16 protein-coding genes and 1 tRNA gene are annotated in these 16,446 nt (G+C 37.3%); 9 read left to right on the forward strand and 8 right to left on the reverse strand.

Going from position 1 to position 16,446, the window contains the following annotated elements; translation table 11 throughout:
- The first annotated feature begins 116 nt into the window (after window positions 1-116).
- Window positions 117-2,342, forward strand: a complete 2,226-nt coding sequence (bglX, locus tag B2145_RS16985; protein WP_291104970.1) for a beta-glucosidase BglX — start codon at window positions 117-119, stop codon at window positions 2,340-2,342.
- A 262-nt stretch (window positions 2,343-2,604) separates the two neighbouring features.
- Window positions 2,605-4,416, forward strand: a complete 1,812-nt coding sequence (locus B2145_RS16990) for a glycoside hydrolase family 2 protein (protein ID WP_291104973.1) — start codon at window positions 2,605-2,607, stop codon at window positions 4,414-4,416.
- A 157-nt stretch (window positions 4,417-4,573) separates the two neighbouring features.
- On the opposite strand, the gene B2145_RS16995 is transcribed toward B2145_RS16990, so the two are convergent.
- Window positions 4,574-5,437 (reverse strand): helix-turn-helix domain-containing protein, encoded by an 864-nt coding sequence (locus B2145_RS16995; RefSeq protein WP_291104975.1) that lies wholly within the window; start codon window positions 5,435-5,437, stop codon window positions 4,574-4,576.
- Between the two features lie 253 nt (window positions 5,438-5,690).
- Here B2145_RS16995 and hxlB point away from each other — a divergent pair, with 253 nt between their 5' ends.
- The 3 genes from hxlB (at window position 5,691) to B2145_RS17010 (ending at window position 7,327) form a co-directional block, all read left to right on the forward strand.
- Entirely contained in the window at window positions 5,691-6,272 is a 582-nt protein-coding gene (gene hxlB, locus B2145_RS17000; RefSeq protein WP_291104977.1) for a 6-phospho-3-hexuloisomerase, read from the forward strand.
- 46 nt (window positions 6,273-6,318) lie between these two features.
- The gene (gene hxlA / locus B2145_RS17005) at window positions 6,319-6,951 is read left to right on the forward strand and encodes a 3-hexulose-6-phosphate synthase (RefSeq protein ID WP_291104980.1); all 633 of its coding nucleotides are present in this window, start codon (window positions 6,319-6,321) and stop codon (window positions 6,949-6,951) included.
- Between the two features lie 115 nt (window positions 6,952-7,066).
- Entirely contained in the window at window positions 7,067-7,327 is a 261-nt protein-coding gene (locus B2145_RS17010) for a transposase (RefSeq protein ID WP_291104983.1), read from the forward strand.
- A gap of 97 nt (window positions 7,328-7,424) precedes the next feature.
- On the opposite strand, the gene B2145_RS17015 is transcribed toward B2145_RS17010, so the two are convergent.
- Window positions 7,425-7,499, reverse strand: a tRNA-Val gene (locus B2145_RS17015).
- A gap of 58 nt (window positions 7,500-7,557) precedes the next feature.
- Window positions 7,558-8,778 (reverse strand): bifunctional folylpolyglutamate synthase/dihydrofolate synthase, encoded by a 1,221-nt coding sequence (locus B2145_RS17020; protein WP_291104986.1) that lies wholly within the window; start codon window positions 8,776-8,778, stop codon window positions 7,558-7,560.
- Between the two features lie 124 nt (window positions 8,779-8,902).
- On the opposite strand from B2145_RS17020, the gene B2145_RS17025 reads away from it, so the two are divergent.
- Together B2145_RS17025 and B2145_RS17030 are read left to right on the forward strand one after the other, a co-directional pair.
- Window positions 8,903-9,598, forward strand: coding sequence for a MotA/TolQ/ExbB proton channel family protein (locus B2145_RS17025; protein WP_291104989.1), 696 nt, complete (start codon window positions 8,903-8,905; stop codon window positions 9,596-9,598).
- A 2-nt stretch (window positions 9,599-9,600) separates the two neighbouring features.
- Window positions 9,601-9,996, forward strand: a complete 396-nt coding sequence (locus B2145_RS17030; protein ID WP_291104992.1) for an ExbD/TolR family protein — start codon at window positions 9,601-9,603, stop codon at window positions 9,994-9,996.
- A gap of 134 nt (window positions 9,997-10,130) precedes the next feature.
- On the opposite strand, the gene B2145_RS17035 is transcribed toward B2145_RS17030, so the two are convergent.
- The 3 genes from B2145_RS17035 to B2145_RS17045 all read right to left on the reverse strand — a co-directional run bounded on the left by B2145_RS17035 (window position 10,131) and on the right by B2145_RS17045 (window position 13,665).
- Window positions 10,131-11,018 carry an energy transducer TonB gene (locus B2145_RS17035; RefSeq protein ID WP_291104995.1) on the reverse strand — a complete coding sequence of 296 codons (888 nt, stop codon included), beginning with the start codon at window positions 11,016-11,018 and terminating at the stop codon, window positions 10,131-10,133.
- 54 nt (window positions 11,019-11,072) lie between these two features.
- The gene (gene nhaD / locus B2145_RS17040) at window positions 11,073-12,446 is read right to left on the reverse strand and encodes a sodium:proton antiporter NhaD (protein WP_291104998.1); all 1,374 of its coding nucleotides are present in this window, start codon (window positions 12,444-12,446) and stop codon (window positions 11,073-11,075) included.
- Window positions 12,447-12,597: 151 nt separating this feature from the next.
- On the reverse strand, window positions 12,598-13,665 hold the full coding sequence (locus tag B2145_RS17045) for an anhydro-N-acetylmuramic acid kinase (protein WP_291105001.1): 1,068 nt from the start codon (window positions 13,663-13,665) through the stop codon (window positions 12,598-12,600).
- A gap of 96 nt (window positions 13,666-13,761) precedes the next feature.
- Here B2145_RS17045 and B2145_RS17050 point away from each other — a divergent pair, with 96 nt between their 5' ends.
- Window positions 13,762-14,904 carry an acyl-CoA dehydrogenase family protein gene (locus B2145_RS17050; protein ID WP_291105004.1) on the forward strand — a complete coding sequence of 381 codons (1,143 nt, stop codon included), beginning with the start codon at window positions 13,762-13,764 and terminating at the stop codon, window positions 14,902-14,904.
- Window positions 14,905-15,024: 120 nt separating this feature from the next.
- Here B2145_RS17050 and B2145_RS17055 read toward each other — a convergent pair whose 3' ends face one another.
- Both B2145_RS17055 and B2145_RS17060 read right to left on the reverse strand, forming a co-directional pair.
- A complete protein-coding gene (locus B2145_RS17055; protein WP_291105008.1) occupies window positions 15,025-15,195 on the reverse strand; it encodes a hypothetical protein in 171 nt (56 codons plus the stop codon).
- A 9-nt stretch (window positions 15,196-15,204) separates the two neighbouring features.
- On the reverse strand, window positions 15,205-15,603 hold the full coding sequence (locus B2145_RS17060; RefSeq protein ID WP_291105011.1) for a hypothetical protein: 399 nt from the start codon (window positions 15,601-15,603) through the stop codon (window positions 15,205-15,207).
- Between the two features lie 132 nt (window positions 15,604-15,735).
- On the opposite strand from B2145_RS17060, the gene B2145_RS17065 reads away from it, so the two are divergent.
- Window positions 15,736-16,413: an SDR family NAD(P)-dependent oxidoreductase gene (locus B2145_RS17065; RefSeq protein WP_291105015.1), complete on the forward strand. Its 678-nt coding sequence runs from the start codon at window positions 15,736-15,738 to the stop codon at window positions 16,411-16,413.
- The last annotated feature ends 33 nt before the right edge of the window (window positions 16,414-16,446 follow it).

Consider the following 16,446-nt stretch of genomic DNA (forward strand, 5'->3'; position numbering starts at 1 on the left):
ATACAGCGGCATTATACCAGAACGATTGGGCTAAAACACATTAACCAATGGTATAACATTACAATTAGGGAAGTAAACAAATTTTTTTATTATAATAGAAACAAAGTATTTAAGAGATGAAAAAAATAGCAACTACAACACTTTTATTGGCATTCTTTTTTGCCTTTTCACAACAAAAAACGATTGATCAAAAAGTGGATGCTTTACTAAAGCAAATGACGCTTGAAGAAAAAATTGGGCAACTCAACCAATATACTGGCGACAATACCGCAACGGGTCCCATTACCATAAATCCGAATAAACAATCTGAAATCAAAGATGGTTTAGTTGGTTCTATGTTGAATATTTTGGGTACAAAATACACCAGGCAATATCAAGAATTAGCGATGCAATCGCGATTAAAAATTCCATTGTTATTTGGTCAGGACGTTATCCATGGCTATAAAACAACCTTCCCAATTCCGCTGGGAGAAGCCGCAAGTTGGGATTTGGCAGCGATACAGCAAAGCGCAAGAATCGCCGCCACAGAAGCATCCGCGTCAGGAATCCATTGGACATTTGCACCCATGGTTGATATTGCCCGTGACCCTCGTTGGGGACGAGTAATGGAAGGTGCAGGCGAGGATCCTTATTTAGGTTCAAAAATTGCTTATGCCAGAGTAAAAGGTTTTCAAGGAGAAAAATTAGGCGATGTGAATTCTGTTATGGCTTGCGTAAAACATTTTGCAGCTTATGGCGCAGCCGTCGGCGGAAGGGATTACAACTCTGTGGATATGAGCGAAAGAATGCTTTGGGAAGTGTATCTTCCTCCATTCAAAGCTGCTGCTGATGCTGGTGCCGCGACTTTTATGAATTCTTTTAATGACCTGAATGGAATTCCCGCAACGGGAAATAAATATTTGCAAAGAGATATTCTAAAAGGGAAATGGGGTTTTAAAGGGTTTGTGGTTTCCGATTGGGGTTCCATTGGCGAAATGGTCAATCATGGTTTCGTGAAAGACAGTAAAGAAGCCGCATTAGCCGCCATTACCGCAGGAAGCGACATGGATATGGAAAGCAATGCGTACCGATATAATTTGGCACAATTGGTAAAAGAAAATAAAGTTCCAATGGCCCTGGTAGATGATGCTGTAAAAAGAATTTTGCGCAAAAAATTTGAATTGGGATTGTTTGATGATCCTTATAAATTTTGTAATCCCGAAAGAGAACAAAAAGAACTTAACAATCCTGAACATACCAAAGCGGCAAGATCAATTGCTGCAAAAAGTATTGTTTTATTAAAGAATGAAAAGAATATTTTGCCACTTTCTAAAGAAACAAAAACCATCGCTTTTATTGGTCCAATGGTAAAACCTAGTAGAGCCAATCATGGTTTTTGGGCAGTGGAGTTGAAAGATGTTGATTCCACTTATATCGTTTCGCAATGGAAAGGTTTGCAAAACAAAGTGGGCGAAAACACCAAACTTTTGTATGCAAAAGGTTGTGATATAGAAGGCAGTAATACGGATGGTTTTGCGGAAGCTATTGCAGTTGCCAACCAAGCTGACGTTGTGATTTTAAGCATCGGGGAAGGATGGAATAAAAGTGGGGAAGCCAAAAGCAAAAGTAATCTTCATTTGCCAGGCGTTCAGGAAGACTTGGTAAAAGCGATTCAAGCGACAGGAAAACCAGTTGTGGTTTTGATTAATGCAGGAAGGCCGCTCATTTTTAATTGGACCGCAGATAATGTTCCAGCGATTGTCTATACTTGGTGGTTGGGTAGCGAAGCAGGAAACGCTATTGCCGATGTTTTGTTTGGGGATTACAACCCTTCGGGGAAATTGCCTATAACTTTTCCGAGAGAAGAAGGGCAGATTCCTATTTATTACAATCATTTCAATACGGGAAGACCAGCGCCAAATGAAATGGCAACCAATTATGTTTCGGCGTATATCGATTTGCCTAACAGTCCAAAATTCCCTTTTGGTTACGGACTGAGTTATACTACTTTCAAATATTCTGATTTGAAACTGTCTAAAAAGAAAATGAAAAACACCGAAACTATTGAGGTTACAGCAAATATTACCAATACAGGAAAACAGGCAGGCGAAGAAGTGGTGCAATTGTATTTACGCGACAAAGTGGGATCAGTGGTTAGACCAATAAAAGAATTGAAAGGTTTTGAAAAAATCAAACTGAATGTTGGCGAAACAAAAACCGTGAAATTTGTGATTGACAACCAAAAATTATCTTTCTACAATCAAAAATTAGAATATAAATCAGAAGCAGGAGAATTTGATTTAATGATTGGTTCTTCCTCAGAAGATATTCGTTTGAGAGATGGTTTTGAATTATTAAAATAACAGCCAATCTGAAATAGTTGAAAATTCTGTCGGAATAACGGGGTACATCATACTTTTTACAATAAATGTTTTTTAGTACAGTATCCTAAAATTGTTTTTTCGTCACGAATTTTCACTATTTTTATAGTTAATTCCAAAAAATCAGTGTTAATCCGTTTAATCCGCGTCTGTCACCCTGAACTTGTCGAAGGGTATATTCTGTTTTTTAATTTTAGGCAAACATCGGAATAAGTATATTTTAAATTTTTAAATTGTTTTCAATATGAATAAATTTTTCAAGTACATTTTCTTATTACTTCCTCTTTTTGGATTTTCCCAAGAACTGGTAACCAATGTTCAAAACAGAGTAACAACTTCTTTAAACGGCGAATGGAATTACATTGTAGATCCTTATGAAACGGGTTATTACACTTTTCATCACGATGCTTTCGATCAACAAAAAGGGTTGCAGAAATCGGCGTTTTACAGCAATTATCACGCCCAGAACAAGCAAGAATTGGTGGAATATGATTTTGATAAATCGCCAACAATGACCATTCCCGGTGATTGGAATTCGCAAAAAGAAAACCTTTTTTATTATGAAGGAACAATGTGGCTGAAAAAATCTTTTGACTATGATGTAAAAGAAAACAAACGACTTTTCGTCTATTTTGGAGCGGTCAACTACAAAGCCGAAGTTTATCTCAATGGCGTAAAACTGGGTGTTCACGAAGGGGGATTTACGCCATTTAATTTTGAGGTTTCTTCCATTATCAAGGCAAAGGACAATTTCTTGGTGGTAAAAGTGGACGACACTCGCCGCAAGGAAGCCGTGCCGACAACCAATACCGACTGGTTTAATTATGGCGGAATCACCCGTGATGTTGTGTTGATTGAAGAGCCAAAATCATTCATTCAGGATTATTCCATCCAACTTAAAAAAGGAGAAAAAAACACGATTTCCGGATTTATAAAAATCAATAATTTCGATAAAAGCGATGAATTTGTCACCGTCAAAATCCCGGAACTGAAAATTAATTACAAAGGAAAAATTGATGCCGAAGGAAAAATAAATTTTGAAATCATCAATAAAAAAATTGGATATTGGTCGCCAGAAAGTCCAAAATTATACGATGTTTCCATAGAATATGACAACCAAATTCTCAAAGACAACATTGGTTTTAGAACCATAGAAGCCCAAAACGCCAAGATTGTTTTGAACGGCAAGCCTGTTTTCCTGCGTGGGATTTCCATTCACGAAGAAAACGACAAGGGAGGTCGAGCCAACTCCGAAGCAGATGCTTTGCGATTATTGACTTGGGCGAAAGAATTGGGTTGCAATTATGTGCGATTGGCACATTATCCGCACAACGAAAATATGGTGCGGTTGGCCGACAAAATTGGCTTGATGGTTTGGGAAGAGATTCCCGTATATTGGACGGTTGATTTCACCAGTCTAGAAACCTATAAAAATGCCGAAAACCAATTGGTCGAAATGATAACTCGCGACAAAAACAGATGCTCCACCATTATTTGGTCTATGGCAAATGAAACGCCAATTTCTGACGCGCGCAATACTTTCATTAAAAATTTGGCAACAAAAGCAAGATCGTTGGACAATACCCGATTGATAAGTGCCGCTTTACTTACCAAAAGCGAAAAGCTGAATAGTTTTGTTGACGATGCCATTGCAGAAAGCCTTGATATTGTTGCGTTCAATGAATATTTGGGTTGGTATGGAGGAAATCTGGAAGACGCCGAAAAGATACAATGGACATCAAAATACAATAAACCCGTCGTGGTTTCGGAATTTGGTGGAGGCGCAAAACAAGGTTTACACGGAGAAAAGAACGAACGTTGGACGGAGGAATTCCAGGAATATTTGTACATTCAAAACTTGAAAATGATTGAAAAAATCCCAAATATTAGCGGAATGAGTCCTTGGATTTTAGTCGATTTCCGTTCGCCAAGAAGACTGCTTCCAGGTATTCAAGATGGTTACAACAGAAAAGGATTGATTTCGAATGGGGGCAATAAAAAGAAAGCGTTCTTTGTTTTAAAAGATTTTTACGAGAAATATAAATCAACGAAATAATTGCAGCTGTTTTTTTAATCTATATATTTATTTCATAAGCCATTAGGTATAATTGGACCGTTTGTGTTTTACTGTTATTTAGTCACTCCTTAAAAATATTGGTTTCTAAGGAGTGACTAGCTGTAAACGGAGTAAAAGAGTAGCATCCAATTTCGATCTATTCAACCAGTGTATTGAACTTAGATTCAATATGATCTTTTGCCTGTTTTTGGAAGTCTTCGGGCGAAACTCCTGTTTGCTTTTTAAAGAACCTGCTGAAATAGGGGCGGTCTGTGAAACCCAAATCGTAGGCAATTTCTTTTAGTGTATTTTCACTGTGGATGATTTTTCTTTTAGCTTCAAGAATAATCCTGTCGTGGATCAGCTGCATAACGGTTTTATCGAGTTTTTCTTTTAATATCTGGTTCAGGCGCTTGGAGCTGAGGTGCAGTTCTCCGGCATAAAAATCGGCAGTACGCTCCTGTCGGTAATTTTCTTCCAGCATCATCATAAACTCATATACCCTTTTCTGGTTTACATCCTGAGTAGTAAAAACATGTTCTTTGATGCGGATCAGTTTCAGCAGGAAAACTTTCAGCAGCGCTTTTAAAATCGAAAAGTTATTATGTTGCTCCCGGTATTCTTCTTCCAGTAACTGATAAATCTTACCCAGTTCTGCAACATTTTCCCCTGTAAGGGGCAAACAGGAGAATTCTCCCTGTATATTAAAGATTTTGAATATATCGAGATAGAACTCTTTGTCCTCTTCATTCAGAAAATCTCTTTTAAAAGATAAAAGGATGCCCTTTTTGCCGGCTTTATTTAACTGGTGTACACGATATGGGGGGATGAGGTAAATCCAGTCTCCTCTCCCCGGATTTTCTTCTTCCCTGACGGCATGTAATGCAAATTCGTTTTGTAACCAGACGATCTCAAAGAAATCCTTTCTGCCCGGATCATTCAGGTAACTTGGCGGACAATTTTCCAGATTCCTGATATAGATCAATGATTTTTCTAATCCAAGGGGTGTATTTTCTTCCATTGACTGATTTTTTTTCTGTTGTTCCTGATGAGCTTATGATAAACAAAAATAAGGATTCAAAGGTAACTCATTTTTATTTGGGGTATTGGACTATCCGGACATAGAGGTGGACTTATTTCCAATATAGGCTTTTTTTATGACATTGCCGTGATTTTGAGAAGAGAAAGTTTCCACAAAGTCCCATATAATGCGCATATAGTATAAGATCACGGACACAAGAGCAGTGTACCTTTGCAGCAGATAAGAAAAAGATATGAATTACCCGAACAATCACAATATTTCTGGTTTACAGGCAAACCTCCGACTGATTTTAGAAGAGAACTTGAAATTGGCGGAAAGCCTTGATTTTGATCAGATTGCGACGCTTATCGACCATATATATGATGCAGAGCGCATATTCTTGGTAGGTGCGGGACGCTCTGGATTGGTATTACGCGCTGCAGCCATGCGACTGATGCATTTTGGCTTAACGGTATTTGTTGTCGGAGAAATAACAACACCGGCCATCAGAAAAGGAGATCTACTGATCGCTGCTTCCGGATCAGGTACAACCAGCACGATTGTGAAAGCTGCGCAAAAAGCGGTGAGCACAGGCGCCCAAGTTGTTGCATTTTCTACAAATACTGATTCAGACCTGGCAAAACTTTCTGCTTTGGTGATGATCATTCCTGCTGCGCAGAAAGAAGATCACGGAAAGACTGTTTCTGCACAATACTCTGGAAGCTTGTTCGAGCAGGCCTTGCTATTACTGACAGATGCTGTTTTTCAGACGATGTGGGCAACAGATGGGGCACCAGCGGAAGAATTGTGGAAAAGACACGCCAACCTAGAATAGTAGTATAAAATTATAAACACTTAAACATTAAATAAAAACAAATATTATGGCAAAATTACAAGTCGCAATTGACTTATTAACGACACAAGAAGCATTGGCATTAGCTGCTAAAATCGCACCTTATATTGATATTATTGAACTGGGTACCCCTTTAATCAAAAATGAAGGAATTGCAGTAGTTACAGCGATGAAACAAGCACATCCTGATAAATTGGTTTTTGCTGATTTAAAAACTATGGATGCGGGAGAATTGGAGGCTGATATTGCTTTTAAAGCAGGAGCTGATTTGGTGACTGTTTTAGGTGCTGCGGGTGATGCAACTATCGCAGGTGCAATCAAAGCAGGTAAAGCACATGGTAAAGGTGTGGTAGTTGATACAATTGGGGTAGCTGACCGTGTTAAACGTGCACAGGAAGTAACTAAATTAGGAGCTGAATTCGTTGAGTTGCATGCCGGTTTGGATGAGCAATGGACGGAAGGATATTCTATTCAGGTTTTAATTGACGAAGCTGCCCGTGCAGGAGTACCTGTTTCGGTTGCAGGGGGTGTAAATATCAATAATGTTGCTGCAGTAATTAAAGCAGGGGCAATAGTTGTTGTTGCTGGTGCTGCAATCTACGGTGCAGAAGATCCTGCTGCCGCCGCTAAAGCATTAAGAGAAGCGATTGATGCTGCTTAGTTAACTGAAATCATCATATTTAAAAAGGGTTGACCGATGAAAATTCGGTCAACCCTTTTTTTATTAAAAAAAATATCCTTTACATGAAGTTCGTCAAGCGGGGTATTGAAATCCATTGAGAAAGGATTATATATGTTGTCCCGGCGGTTTTGGACTTGATCCTGAAAAAGTAAGTCATTCTGGTTTCAAATCCTTCAATACCATCTCAAGATCGATAATGAATCATTATCAAACCATATTGAACTATTTTGATAATAGAAGCACTAATGCTTCTGCAGAATCATTTAATGCTAAAATAAAAGCGTTTAGGTCTCGATTTAGAGGCGTTAGAAACGTTGAGTTTTTCCTTTTTAGGCTAACTAATATTTATGCGTGATTTTGCTTCCCCACAGGTTTTGGACTTGATCCCCGATTTCAGGACGGGACAAAATTAGAAATAAAAAAAACTCCATTATTTCTAATGGAGTTTTTTGTGGGCAATGAGGGGTTCGAACCCCCGACCCCCTCGGTGTAAACGAGGTGCTCTGAACCAGCTGAGCTAATTGCCCTAATTGTGAGTGCAAATATACATCACTTTTTCATATTCACAAGTAAAATATAGAAAAACTATAAAATTTCTGCTACAACAAAAGTACTTCCTCCTATGTATATAAAGTCAGATTTTGCGGCGTTTTGCAACGCTTTTTTATAAGATTCTGAAACAGAATTGAATACTTCTCCTTTCAGCCCAAATTCTGTGGCTTTTTGTTTTAAAATTTGAGGATCCAAACCTCTTGGAATATTGGGTTTGCAGAAATAATAAATAGCATTTTTGGGAAAAAGCGGTAAGATTTCGTCCAAATCTTTGTCATTTACCACTCCCAAAACAATGTGTAAAGTGTCAAATTTTTCTTTTTGGATTTGTTTCATCACAATTTCCAATCCGTTTTTGTTATGTGCCGTATCGCAAATGATTTTTGGAGATTCGCCTAGTTGTTGCCATCTTCCTTCGAGTCCCGTGTTTTTTACGACATTCAACAGACCTGATTTAATGTTGGCTTCGGAAATTTTAAATTTTTTCTGTGAGTTTAATATAGTAGTGGTTTGAATTACGGTTTTCTTGTTGTGCGCTTGATAGTCGCCAACTAAATCAGAAGGGTAGGTCTCTGAAATTAAGTCGGAGGCAAAATAGATCTCCGAATGATTTTCCTTGGCTTTTGCCAAGAAAACAGGTTGCGTTTCATTGGTATATTCGCCGATGACAATGGGAATTCCCGGTTTGATAATTCCTGCTTTTTCTTGAGCAATGGCTCCAAGGGTGTTTCCCAGAAATTGGGTGTGGTCTAATGCGATATTTGTTATTACGGATATAAGTGGCATTATAACATTTGTGGCGTCGAGTCTTCCACCCATTCCCACTTCAATTATGGCAATATCCACTTTTTCTTTTGCAAAATAATCGAAAGCCAAGCCCACTGTCATTTCGAAGAAACTCATGTCGTTGGCTTCAAAAAAGACTTTATTTGCATTGATGAAATCGCTGACAAAATTTTCGGGAATTTGATTTCCATTAATCTTGATGCGTTCCCTAAAATCTTTCAAATGAGGCGACGTATACAAACCCACTTTATAACCCGCTTCCCGGAGTATCGAAGCCAGCATGTGTGAAGTGGAACCTTTGCCATTCGTTCCGGCAACGTGAATGCATTTGAGTCTTTCCTGTGGATTGTCGAGATGATTTACAAGCAAAATCGCATTGGTTAAATCTTTTTTATAGGCCGAAGCACCTTGAAGTTGGTACATCGGGAGTTGATTAAACATCCAGCTTATGGTTTCTTGATAGTTCATTTATTTAATAAAATTGTCTTGAATTAAAATATTTTTCGATTTTTTTAGTTTAATAGTACATCGAAAAGTATCTTTAGTGCAAAATTGAAATAATTTTTAGAATTAATGAGTAAAATAATAATATATGTTTAGTTTAATACAATTACAAGCCGATACCATTGCTAATGCGGCGTCAAGCGTGGTCATAGAAAAAATTGCTCCAACTACCGAAATCTCCGTTTTGGAATTTATTTTGAAAGGAGGGTTTTTCTTGATTCCAATTTCAATCTTATTATTTTATACTTTTTATCTGATCATAGAACGCTATTTATACATTCATAAAGCGTCAAAAATCGACAAGAATTTGATGAAAGATGTGAGAGATAATCTCAATTCTGGCAAATTGGATTTGGCAAAAACAATCGCTGAAAGAAGCAATACCGCTTCAGGAAATATTATAAAAGAGGGAATTCTTGTTATTGGCAGGCCCATTATCGAAATCGAATCGAATATGGATCGTGCTGCCGATATTGAAATTGGCGAGATGGAAAGACATTTAGGGCACTTGGGACTTGTTGCCGGTATTGCGCCCACATTTGGATTCATCGGAACAATTTCGGGAGTTATAAAAATATTTTACAGCATTTCGGTTACCGAAAATATCAGTATTGGGAATATTTCGGGAGGGTTATACGAAAAAATGATTAGTAGTGGTGCGGGACTTTTGGTTGGAATTATTGCCTATAGTGGGTACCATTTATTAAACGGGAAAGTTGACAATTTTGCCTTAAGCATCCAAAAACAGATTTTAGAGTTTGTAAATATTATTCAAAAACCATAACAATGTCAATAAAGCGAAAAAGAAGGTTTCATGCTGAAGTTGCGACTTCCTCATTGAGCGATATTATGTTTTTCTTGTTGCTGTTTTTCCTGATTATATCAACTTTGGCCAATCCGAATGTGATAAAAATGACGTTGCCAAAATCTAAATCCAACGATAAAACGAACAAACAATACATTAGTTTGTCCGTTACTGAGGATAAAAAATTCTATATTGATAAACAGCCCGTTTCCTTTGAAGCACTTGAAACTACTTTGATGTCTAAAATGAATGCCAAAAAAGACCAAACGGTCATTGTACGTATTCCATTCAATTTACAAGTTCAAGATTTGGTTGATGTTTTGCAAATTGGAGTTCGAAACAATTTAAAGTTTGTGATTGCCACGAGTCCGAAATGATTTAGATTTATGTTCAGGAAACAAGATGAGTCACAAAATCTATTCAAACAGAAAATGCCTCGATAATTCGAGGCATTTTTCTGTTAAAAATCTGCGTTAGTCCGCTTAAATCCGTTTTATTCGCGTCCCATTTCTTAATTCAAATTGAAATTATAAATAATTTTTCCTACTTGTTTTTCAGGTGCATTGCCACTGGCTTCCCATCTCGTATTCATAGCGGCAATCATTGCTTGATCTAGCAAACATTTTGCTATGTTTGTAGATCCTTTTATTCCGGCAATGGCATTTGTGGTTTTTCCATTTCTGTCGACGGAAACTTCCACTACAACTTTTCCAACTTCATTACAAGTATATTTTGGTGCAGGTTTTGAAATTGCTTTTCTATTACCTAATGAATAACCACTGCCGTTTCCTGAGCCGCCACCATTTCCGGCGCCATAGCCGCTACCAGTTCCTATTCCGTTTCCGGTGCCATTTCCTCCGCCCGTTCCGCCTCCGGAACCTCCTGTTCCATAATAGCCATTGGAAGTCAAACTACCGTTCGATTTTCCTTTGTTTCCGGCGGTTTTATCGTCGCCATCACCGCCTTTGTTGGAACCTTTTAGAATGCTGGATAAAGCATCATTTGTATTGTTGGAAACTCTCGGTTTCACCACAACCGGTTTTGCTTCTTCTTTTAAAACGGGTGTTGGTTTTAGTGGTTTTTCTTTCTTCGGAATTACCACGCTTTCTTCAGTGGAGTTTTCCTGGGATAAAATAGCTTCGTTAGGCGTCGCTTTTGTTGGTATTTGTTTGGCCTGATTTTTCACATTCAAAACCTCGCTTTTATAATTTGCTCCTGAGCCTAAATCGCTGTCGCCAAAATTTACCGTAACACCACCGCCGCCGCCGCCGCCAGTTAATTCGGCCAAGTTTGCCGGAGGCCAAAAGCGGATAAAAAATAAAATCAATAACATTGTTCCATACAAAAGGATGGATATTGCTATTGATTTTTTTTGGTCAGATGACATGGTGAAACTCATTTTTATTATAAAATTTTATATTGAACTTAAAACGTTGAAATTTACAATAAATTGTTATTTAAAAAAATGCTCTATTCCAATAAAACAAAGTGCTCCAGCCATAAACCCTACAAAAGCTAGCCAAGTTATTTTTTTTAGGTACCAAATAAAATCTATTTTTTCCATTCCCATTGCGGCAACTCCAGCGGCTGAACCTATGATAAGCATACTTCCGCCGGTTCCGGCGCAATAGGCTATAAAATGCCAAACCGGACTGTCAATTTCAAAAGTGTACATACCCATTGTGGCAGCAACTAAAGGAACATTATCAATAACAGATGAAAACATACCCAATAAAATGACTACAATATCCATATTAGGAATTGAATTTGACAAACTTTCGGCGGCAAATCGTAACGTATGCACAGGCTGATTATGAATACTCCCAAAAACTAATGTCTCAAGACTGCCAACCGATAATAAAATTCCCAAGAAGAATAATATACTTGAAAATTCTATTCTCGACAATGCCGTATGCACTGAATATCTGGTATTGTTTGTTTTATCGAAATTTTCTTCGGGATGAATAAATTCAGAAATTAACCAAACGATTCCCAAACTGAAAATCATTCCTAAATAGGGAGGAAGGTGGGTTGTAGTTTTAAATATTGGTACAAAAATGATGGCGCCTAAACCCAAATATAGCATTTTGGAACTACTCAATAAGGTTTCTTGTTCTTGGTTATCTGTTTCGGGAATTTCGACATTTCCTTTAAATGCTTTTAGTCTTGACGCAATTGCAAAAGGAACCACAAAACATATAATTGACGGGATTACCATATATTCCATTAAACCACTGGCGGTAACTTTATTGCCAATCCACAGCATTGTGGTAGTAACATCGCCTATTGGAGACCATGCGCCTCCTGCATTGGTTGCAATAATAATAAGGGAAGCAAACCAAAGACGTTCCTCTTTATCGGGGATTAATTTTCGCAATACGGTTACCAATACAATTGTTGCGGTTAGATTATCGATCATTGAGGAAAGTAAAAAGCCGATAATCCCTAAAATCCATAGTAATTTAATTTTGCTTTTGGTTCTTATGGCATTTTTTATAACATCAAATCCTTTATGTAGATCTATAAGTTCAACAATGGTCATGGCACCAATCAAGAAAATTAATATTTCGGCCGTACCACTAAATTGATGGGTTAAAGTGTTTAAAAAACCTTCCTTTTGCAGTTCAATATTGCTATTGGCAACATTAAAAACATCCCCTTTTTCATTAATAATTGAAAACCACCCTAAATTAAACCCGATGGATAAAACGGCCCACATTATTGAAGCCATTAATAAAGCGGGAACAGATTTATCAAGTTTTAAAGGGTGTTCCAATGTGATTAACAGGTAGCCAATTATGAATAAAAAAACTAAAATTACTTCCATAAATGATGAATTAATTGTTTTAATGTAATAACCATAACTTTTACAAATGTAATTTTTTGAGATTTAATTCTCGGGGTTTTTATCAATTATCGGAAAAAGAGCCGGATAATTTGAAATTCAAGATTTAAGGGAAAACTTTTGCTTTATTCGTTCAAACAGTATAAATTTTTCCCGAGCTATGGTTCCTTTCAGCACCTGTTACACTACTTAGTACATTAATTTCTCCTCGTAATTTTAGAATTCCCAACAAGGCGAATATCAAGGCTTCCTTGAATTCCAAAATTTTAGCCGACGGAATTATGATTTCCATTTCCGGCAAATAGTGTTGAATGCGCTCGACAAGGAAATCATTATAAGCGCCGCCTCCAGTGACTAGCATTCGGCCTTTTTTATTGGGCAAAGCTAGTGCAATTTGCAAAGCCACGTGCTCGGTAAAAGTGCGTAGTTTGTCTTCTATGTCTATTTTGAAACTTTCGATTAAAGGTAAAACAATTGCTTTTACAAATTCAAAACCCAATGATTTAGGATGTTTTTGTTGATAAAAATCCAAGGAGTTTAATTCTTTCAACAAGCTTTGGTTGGTTTTTCCGGTTCTCGCAATTTTGCCTTTATCATCATAATCCAATCCCAATTGATTGGCATAATAATTCAAAACCGTGTTAACTGGTGAAATGTCGAATGCGATTCTCACTCCATTTTCTTCAAATGAAATATTAGAAAATCCGCCTAAATTGATGCAAAACTCATATTCCGGAAATAAAATCCGGTCACCAATGGGAACCAAGGGAGCACCTTGACCGCCAAGTTCAACATCCTGAACCCTGAAATCACAAACCACAGTTTGATGAACCAAAGATGAAATTCCGGGTAAATTGCCAATTTGAAGCGTCAATCCTTTTTCCGGTTGGTGCAAAATAGTATGTCCGTGCGAACAAACTGCATCAAGATTTTTAATTTTATACTTTTCGATAAAATCAGAAATAATCGATGCGAGAAGTTTAGTGTATTCTTCATTTAAGTTTTTCAACTCTGTTTCAGAAAAATCTACGGCTAATTTTAGATTATTAATCCAACTTTGGTTATAGCCAATGGTTTCGCACTCAAGGATTTCAAATGCCCATTTGGAGTTGTTAAACCGGAATTCAATATGGGCTAAATCAACGCCGTCAAGTGATGTTCCCGACATAACTCCGATAACGTTGTAGTGATTTTTTTTCATTGTCCAAAATTACTAATCAAAATTGAAAATTTCATTATAAAAAAGTATCTTTGAAAGTATTTTTATAACAAAAAGCAACATTTATTTTATATAATTATGGATTTTAATCTAACCGAAGAACAATTAATGGTGCAACAAGCTGCCAGAGATTTTGCTCAAAACGAATTGTTGCCTGGTGTAATTGAAAGAGACGATAAACAAATATTCCCGGCTGAACAAGTAAAAAAAATGGGTAAGCTTGGGTTTATGGGAATGATGGTTGACCCTGAATACGGTGGAAGTGGTTTGGACACCATTTCTTATGTTATTGCGATGGAAGAAATTTCAAAAGTTGATGCTTCGGCCTCGGTGGTAATGTCCGTGAATAATTCACTTGTTTGCTGGGGATTACAGGCTTTTGGATCCGAAGAGCAAAAACGCAACTATTTGCCAGGTTTGGCTTCCGGCCAAATTCACGGAGCCTTTTGTTTAAGCGAACCCGAAGCGGGGAGTGATGCCACTTCCCAAAAAACCACCGCTGTCGATATGGGAGATCATTATCTGGTTAACGGAACAAAAAATTGGATTACAAACGGGAATACAGCTTCAGTTTATATTGTAATAGTTCAAACTCATATAGAAAAAAAGCATAAAGGAATTAATGCGTTGATTATGACTAAGGATATGCCTGGTTTTGCTATTGGCCCAAAAGAGCATAAAATGGGAATTCGTGGTTCCGATACACATTCGTTGATGTTTACCGATGTAAAAGTACCTAAAGAAAACAGAATAGGGGAAGATGGTTTTGGATTCAAATTTGCGATGAAAACTTTGGCTGGTGGAAGAATAGGGATTGCTTCACAAGCTTTGGGAATTGCATCTGGAGCCTATGAATTGGCTTTGAAATATTCAAAAGAACGTAAAGCTTTTGGTACAGAAATTTGCAATCATCAAGCCATCGCCTTCAAACTTGCCGATATGGCGGTAAATATTGAAGCCGCAAGACATCTTTGTATGAAAGCGGCTTGGGACAAGGATAACCATAAAGATTATGATATTAGTGGGGCAATGGCAAAACTTTTTGCTTCACAAACCGCCATGGACACGGCTGTCGAAGCGGTGCAAATACACGGAGGAAACGGGTATGTGAAAGAGTACCACGTGGAGCGAATGATGCGTGATGCCAAGATTACCCAAATTTATGAAGGCACTTCGGAAATTCAAAAAATCGTGATCTCGCGAAGCATTATAGCAGGATAATTTTATATGAATCCGTTGGGTGCAATTATCAAAAACTAATTGCACCCAACAAATTATATGAATATTTTTTTTAATTGGATAGCTTATGGTTTACAAAAAACAGTACCGATTGAAAAAGAATTAGGTTGTTGTCAAAGCCGGTTTTGACATATCATACGCCAAAATGAAATAGTTGTTATTGTTGAATTCGAAATCAGAAATGATGGTCCATTTCAGTTTTTCGGTATGTGCTTTTAGCGATGGCGCATTGGTTTTGTTGATAAAAGTCAGACTCAACGGATATTTTTTCACAATGTGAATTCACATAAATTCGAAGAGCAGATTAATCAGTCCTTTTCCCCTGTATTTTTTGTCGATACAAACTGGTCCATATTGGAAACTGCTGGTTGAAGTTATTTCAAAATCGAAAAAGGAGAGTTCAGGAAACAAGCTAATCATACGTTCGAAAATTGGATATTGACTAAAAAAGTCCCAGCTTTCGGCAAAGATATAAGCAATGATTTTGTTGTTGTCTTTGGCAACAAAAAGCCCTTCGTTATTGATGACATAAGTCAATTGTTCGACGGAAAAAGGAGTGGTTACAAAACCTGATTTCTTTTCTTCTTCGGTTAAATTAGAAACGAGATAGCGTTTTTGTAAATCCAAAACACCTTCAATATCACTTAATTTTGCTACTTCCAGTCGTGTGTTTTCCGTCATTTTAAATAAATTCAAAAGGGGATTAATTTCTGTCCAAAATTAAGAAAAAAAACAGGAAACCTAATTTTTATATTTGAAGAATCACTTGCCCTAAAAATCGCTTTTTTTAAAGTTTTTGCTTATTTTCGCTAGATGAAAAACATCATCATCACGGGAACTTCAAGAGGAATTGGCTATGAGTTGGCTTTGCAGTTTGCCAAAGCCGGTCACAATGTATTGGCAATTTCCAGAAAAACGCCCCAAGCACTTATCGAAAATCAAAATATTACTTGTCTTTCTGTTGATTTGTCAGATGAAGCCGAAATGCAAAAGGTTGAAGATTTTCTATCTAATTCTTGGTCAACTATTGATATTATTATCCACAATGCGGGAAGTTTATTGTTGAAACCTTTTTCAGAAACTTCCCAAGAAGATTTCGAAAACATCTATAAAGTCAATGTTTTTGGCGTAGCCAATTTGACTCGTGTTTGCTTGCCTTATTTGCAAAAAGGAAGCCACGTTGTCACCATAAGTTCAATGGGAGGAATACAAGGGAGCTTGAAATTCTCCGGACTTTCTACCTACAGTTCCAGTAAAGGAGCAGTGATTACCTTGTCAGAATTATTAGCCGAAGAATATAAAGAACGAGGAATTTCGTTTAATGTTTTGGCTCTTGGTGCCGTTCAGACCGAAATGTTGCAAGAAGCATTCCCGGGTTACGAAGCACCTATTTCGGCAAAGGAAATGGCCGATTATATTTTTAACTTTGCCTTGACCGGGAATAAATATTACAACGGAAAAGTGCTGCAAGTTTCTTCTACAAATCCATAAATGATTGGGAGTTGTTAGTTTAATATTACAAAA

This window comes from Flavobacterium sp. UBA5153, from assembly GCA_002413745.1.
GTDB lineage: Bacteria > Bacteroidota > Bacteroidia > Flavobacteriales > Flavobacteriaceae > Flavobacterium.

Bases quoted from the DNA above. Each gene is read 5' to 3' on its own strand.
- bglX (WP_291104970.1), top strand. From the start codon at position 117: ATGAAAAAAATAGCAACTACAACACTTTTATTGGCATTCTTTTTTGCC.
- B2145_RS16990 (WP_291104973.1), top strand. From the start codon at position 2,605: ATGAATAAATTTTTCAAGTACATTTTCTTATTACTTCCTCTTTTTGGA.
- B2145_RS16995 (WP_291104975.1), bottom strand. From the start codon at position 5,437: ATGGAAGAAAATACACCCCTTGGATTAGAAAAATCATTGATCTATATC.
- hxlB (WP_291104977.1), top strand. From the start codon at position 5,691: ATGAATTACCCGAACAATCACAATATTTCTGGTTTACAGGCAAACCTC.
- hxlA (WP_291104980.1), top strand. From the start codon at position 6,319: ATGGCAAAATTACAAGTCGCAATTGACTTATTAACGACACAAGAAGCA.
- B2145_RS17020 (WP_291104986.1), bottom strand. From the start codon at position 8,778: ATGAACTATCAAGAAACCATAAGCTGGATGTTTAATCAACTCCCGATG.
- B2145_RS17025 (WP_291104989.1), top strand. From the start codon at position 8,903: ATGTTTAGTTTAATACAATTACAAGCCGATACCATTGCTAATGCGGCG.
- B2145_RS17030 (WP_291104992.1), top strand. From the start codon at position 9,601: ATGTCAATAAAGCGAAAAAGAAGGTTTCATGCTGAAGTTGCGACTTCC.
- B2145_RS17035 (WP_291104995.1), bottom strand. From the start codon at position 11,018: ATGAGTTTCACCATGTCATCTGACCAAAAAAAATCAATAGCAATATCC.
- nhaD (WP_291104998.1), bottom strand. From the start codon at position 12,446: ATGGAAGTAATTTTAGTTTTTTTATTCATAATTGGCTACCTGTTAATC.
- B2145_RS17045 (WP_291105001.1), bottom strand. From the start codon at position 13,665: ATGAAAAAAAATCACTACAACGTTATCGGAGTTATGTCGGGAACATCA.
- B2145_RS17050 (WP_291105004.1), top strand. From the start codon at position 13,762: ATGGATTTTAATCTAACCGAAGAACAATTAATGGTGCAACAAGCTGCC.
- B2145_RS17060 (WP_291105011.1), bottom strand. From the start codon at position 15,603: ATGACGGAAAACACACGACTGGAAGTAGCAAAATTAAGTGATATTGAA.
- B2145_RS17065 (WP_291105015.1), top strand. From the start codon at position 15,736: ATGAAAAACATCATCATCACGGGAACTTCAAGAGGAATTGGCTATGAG.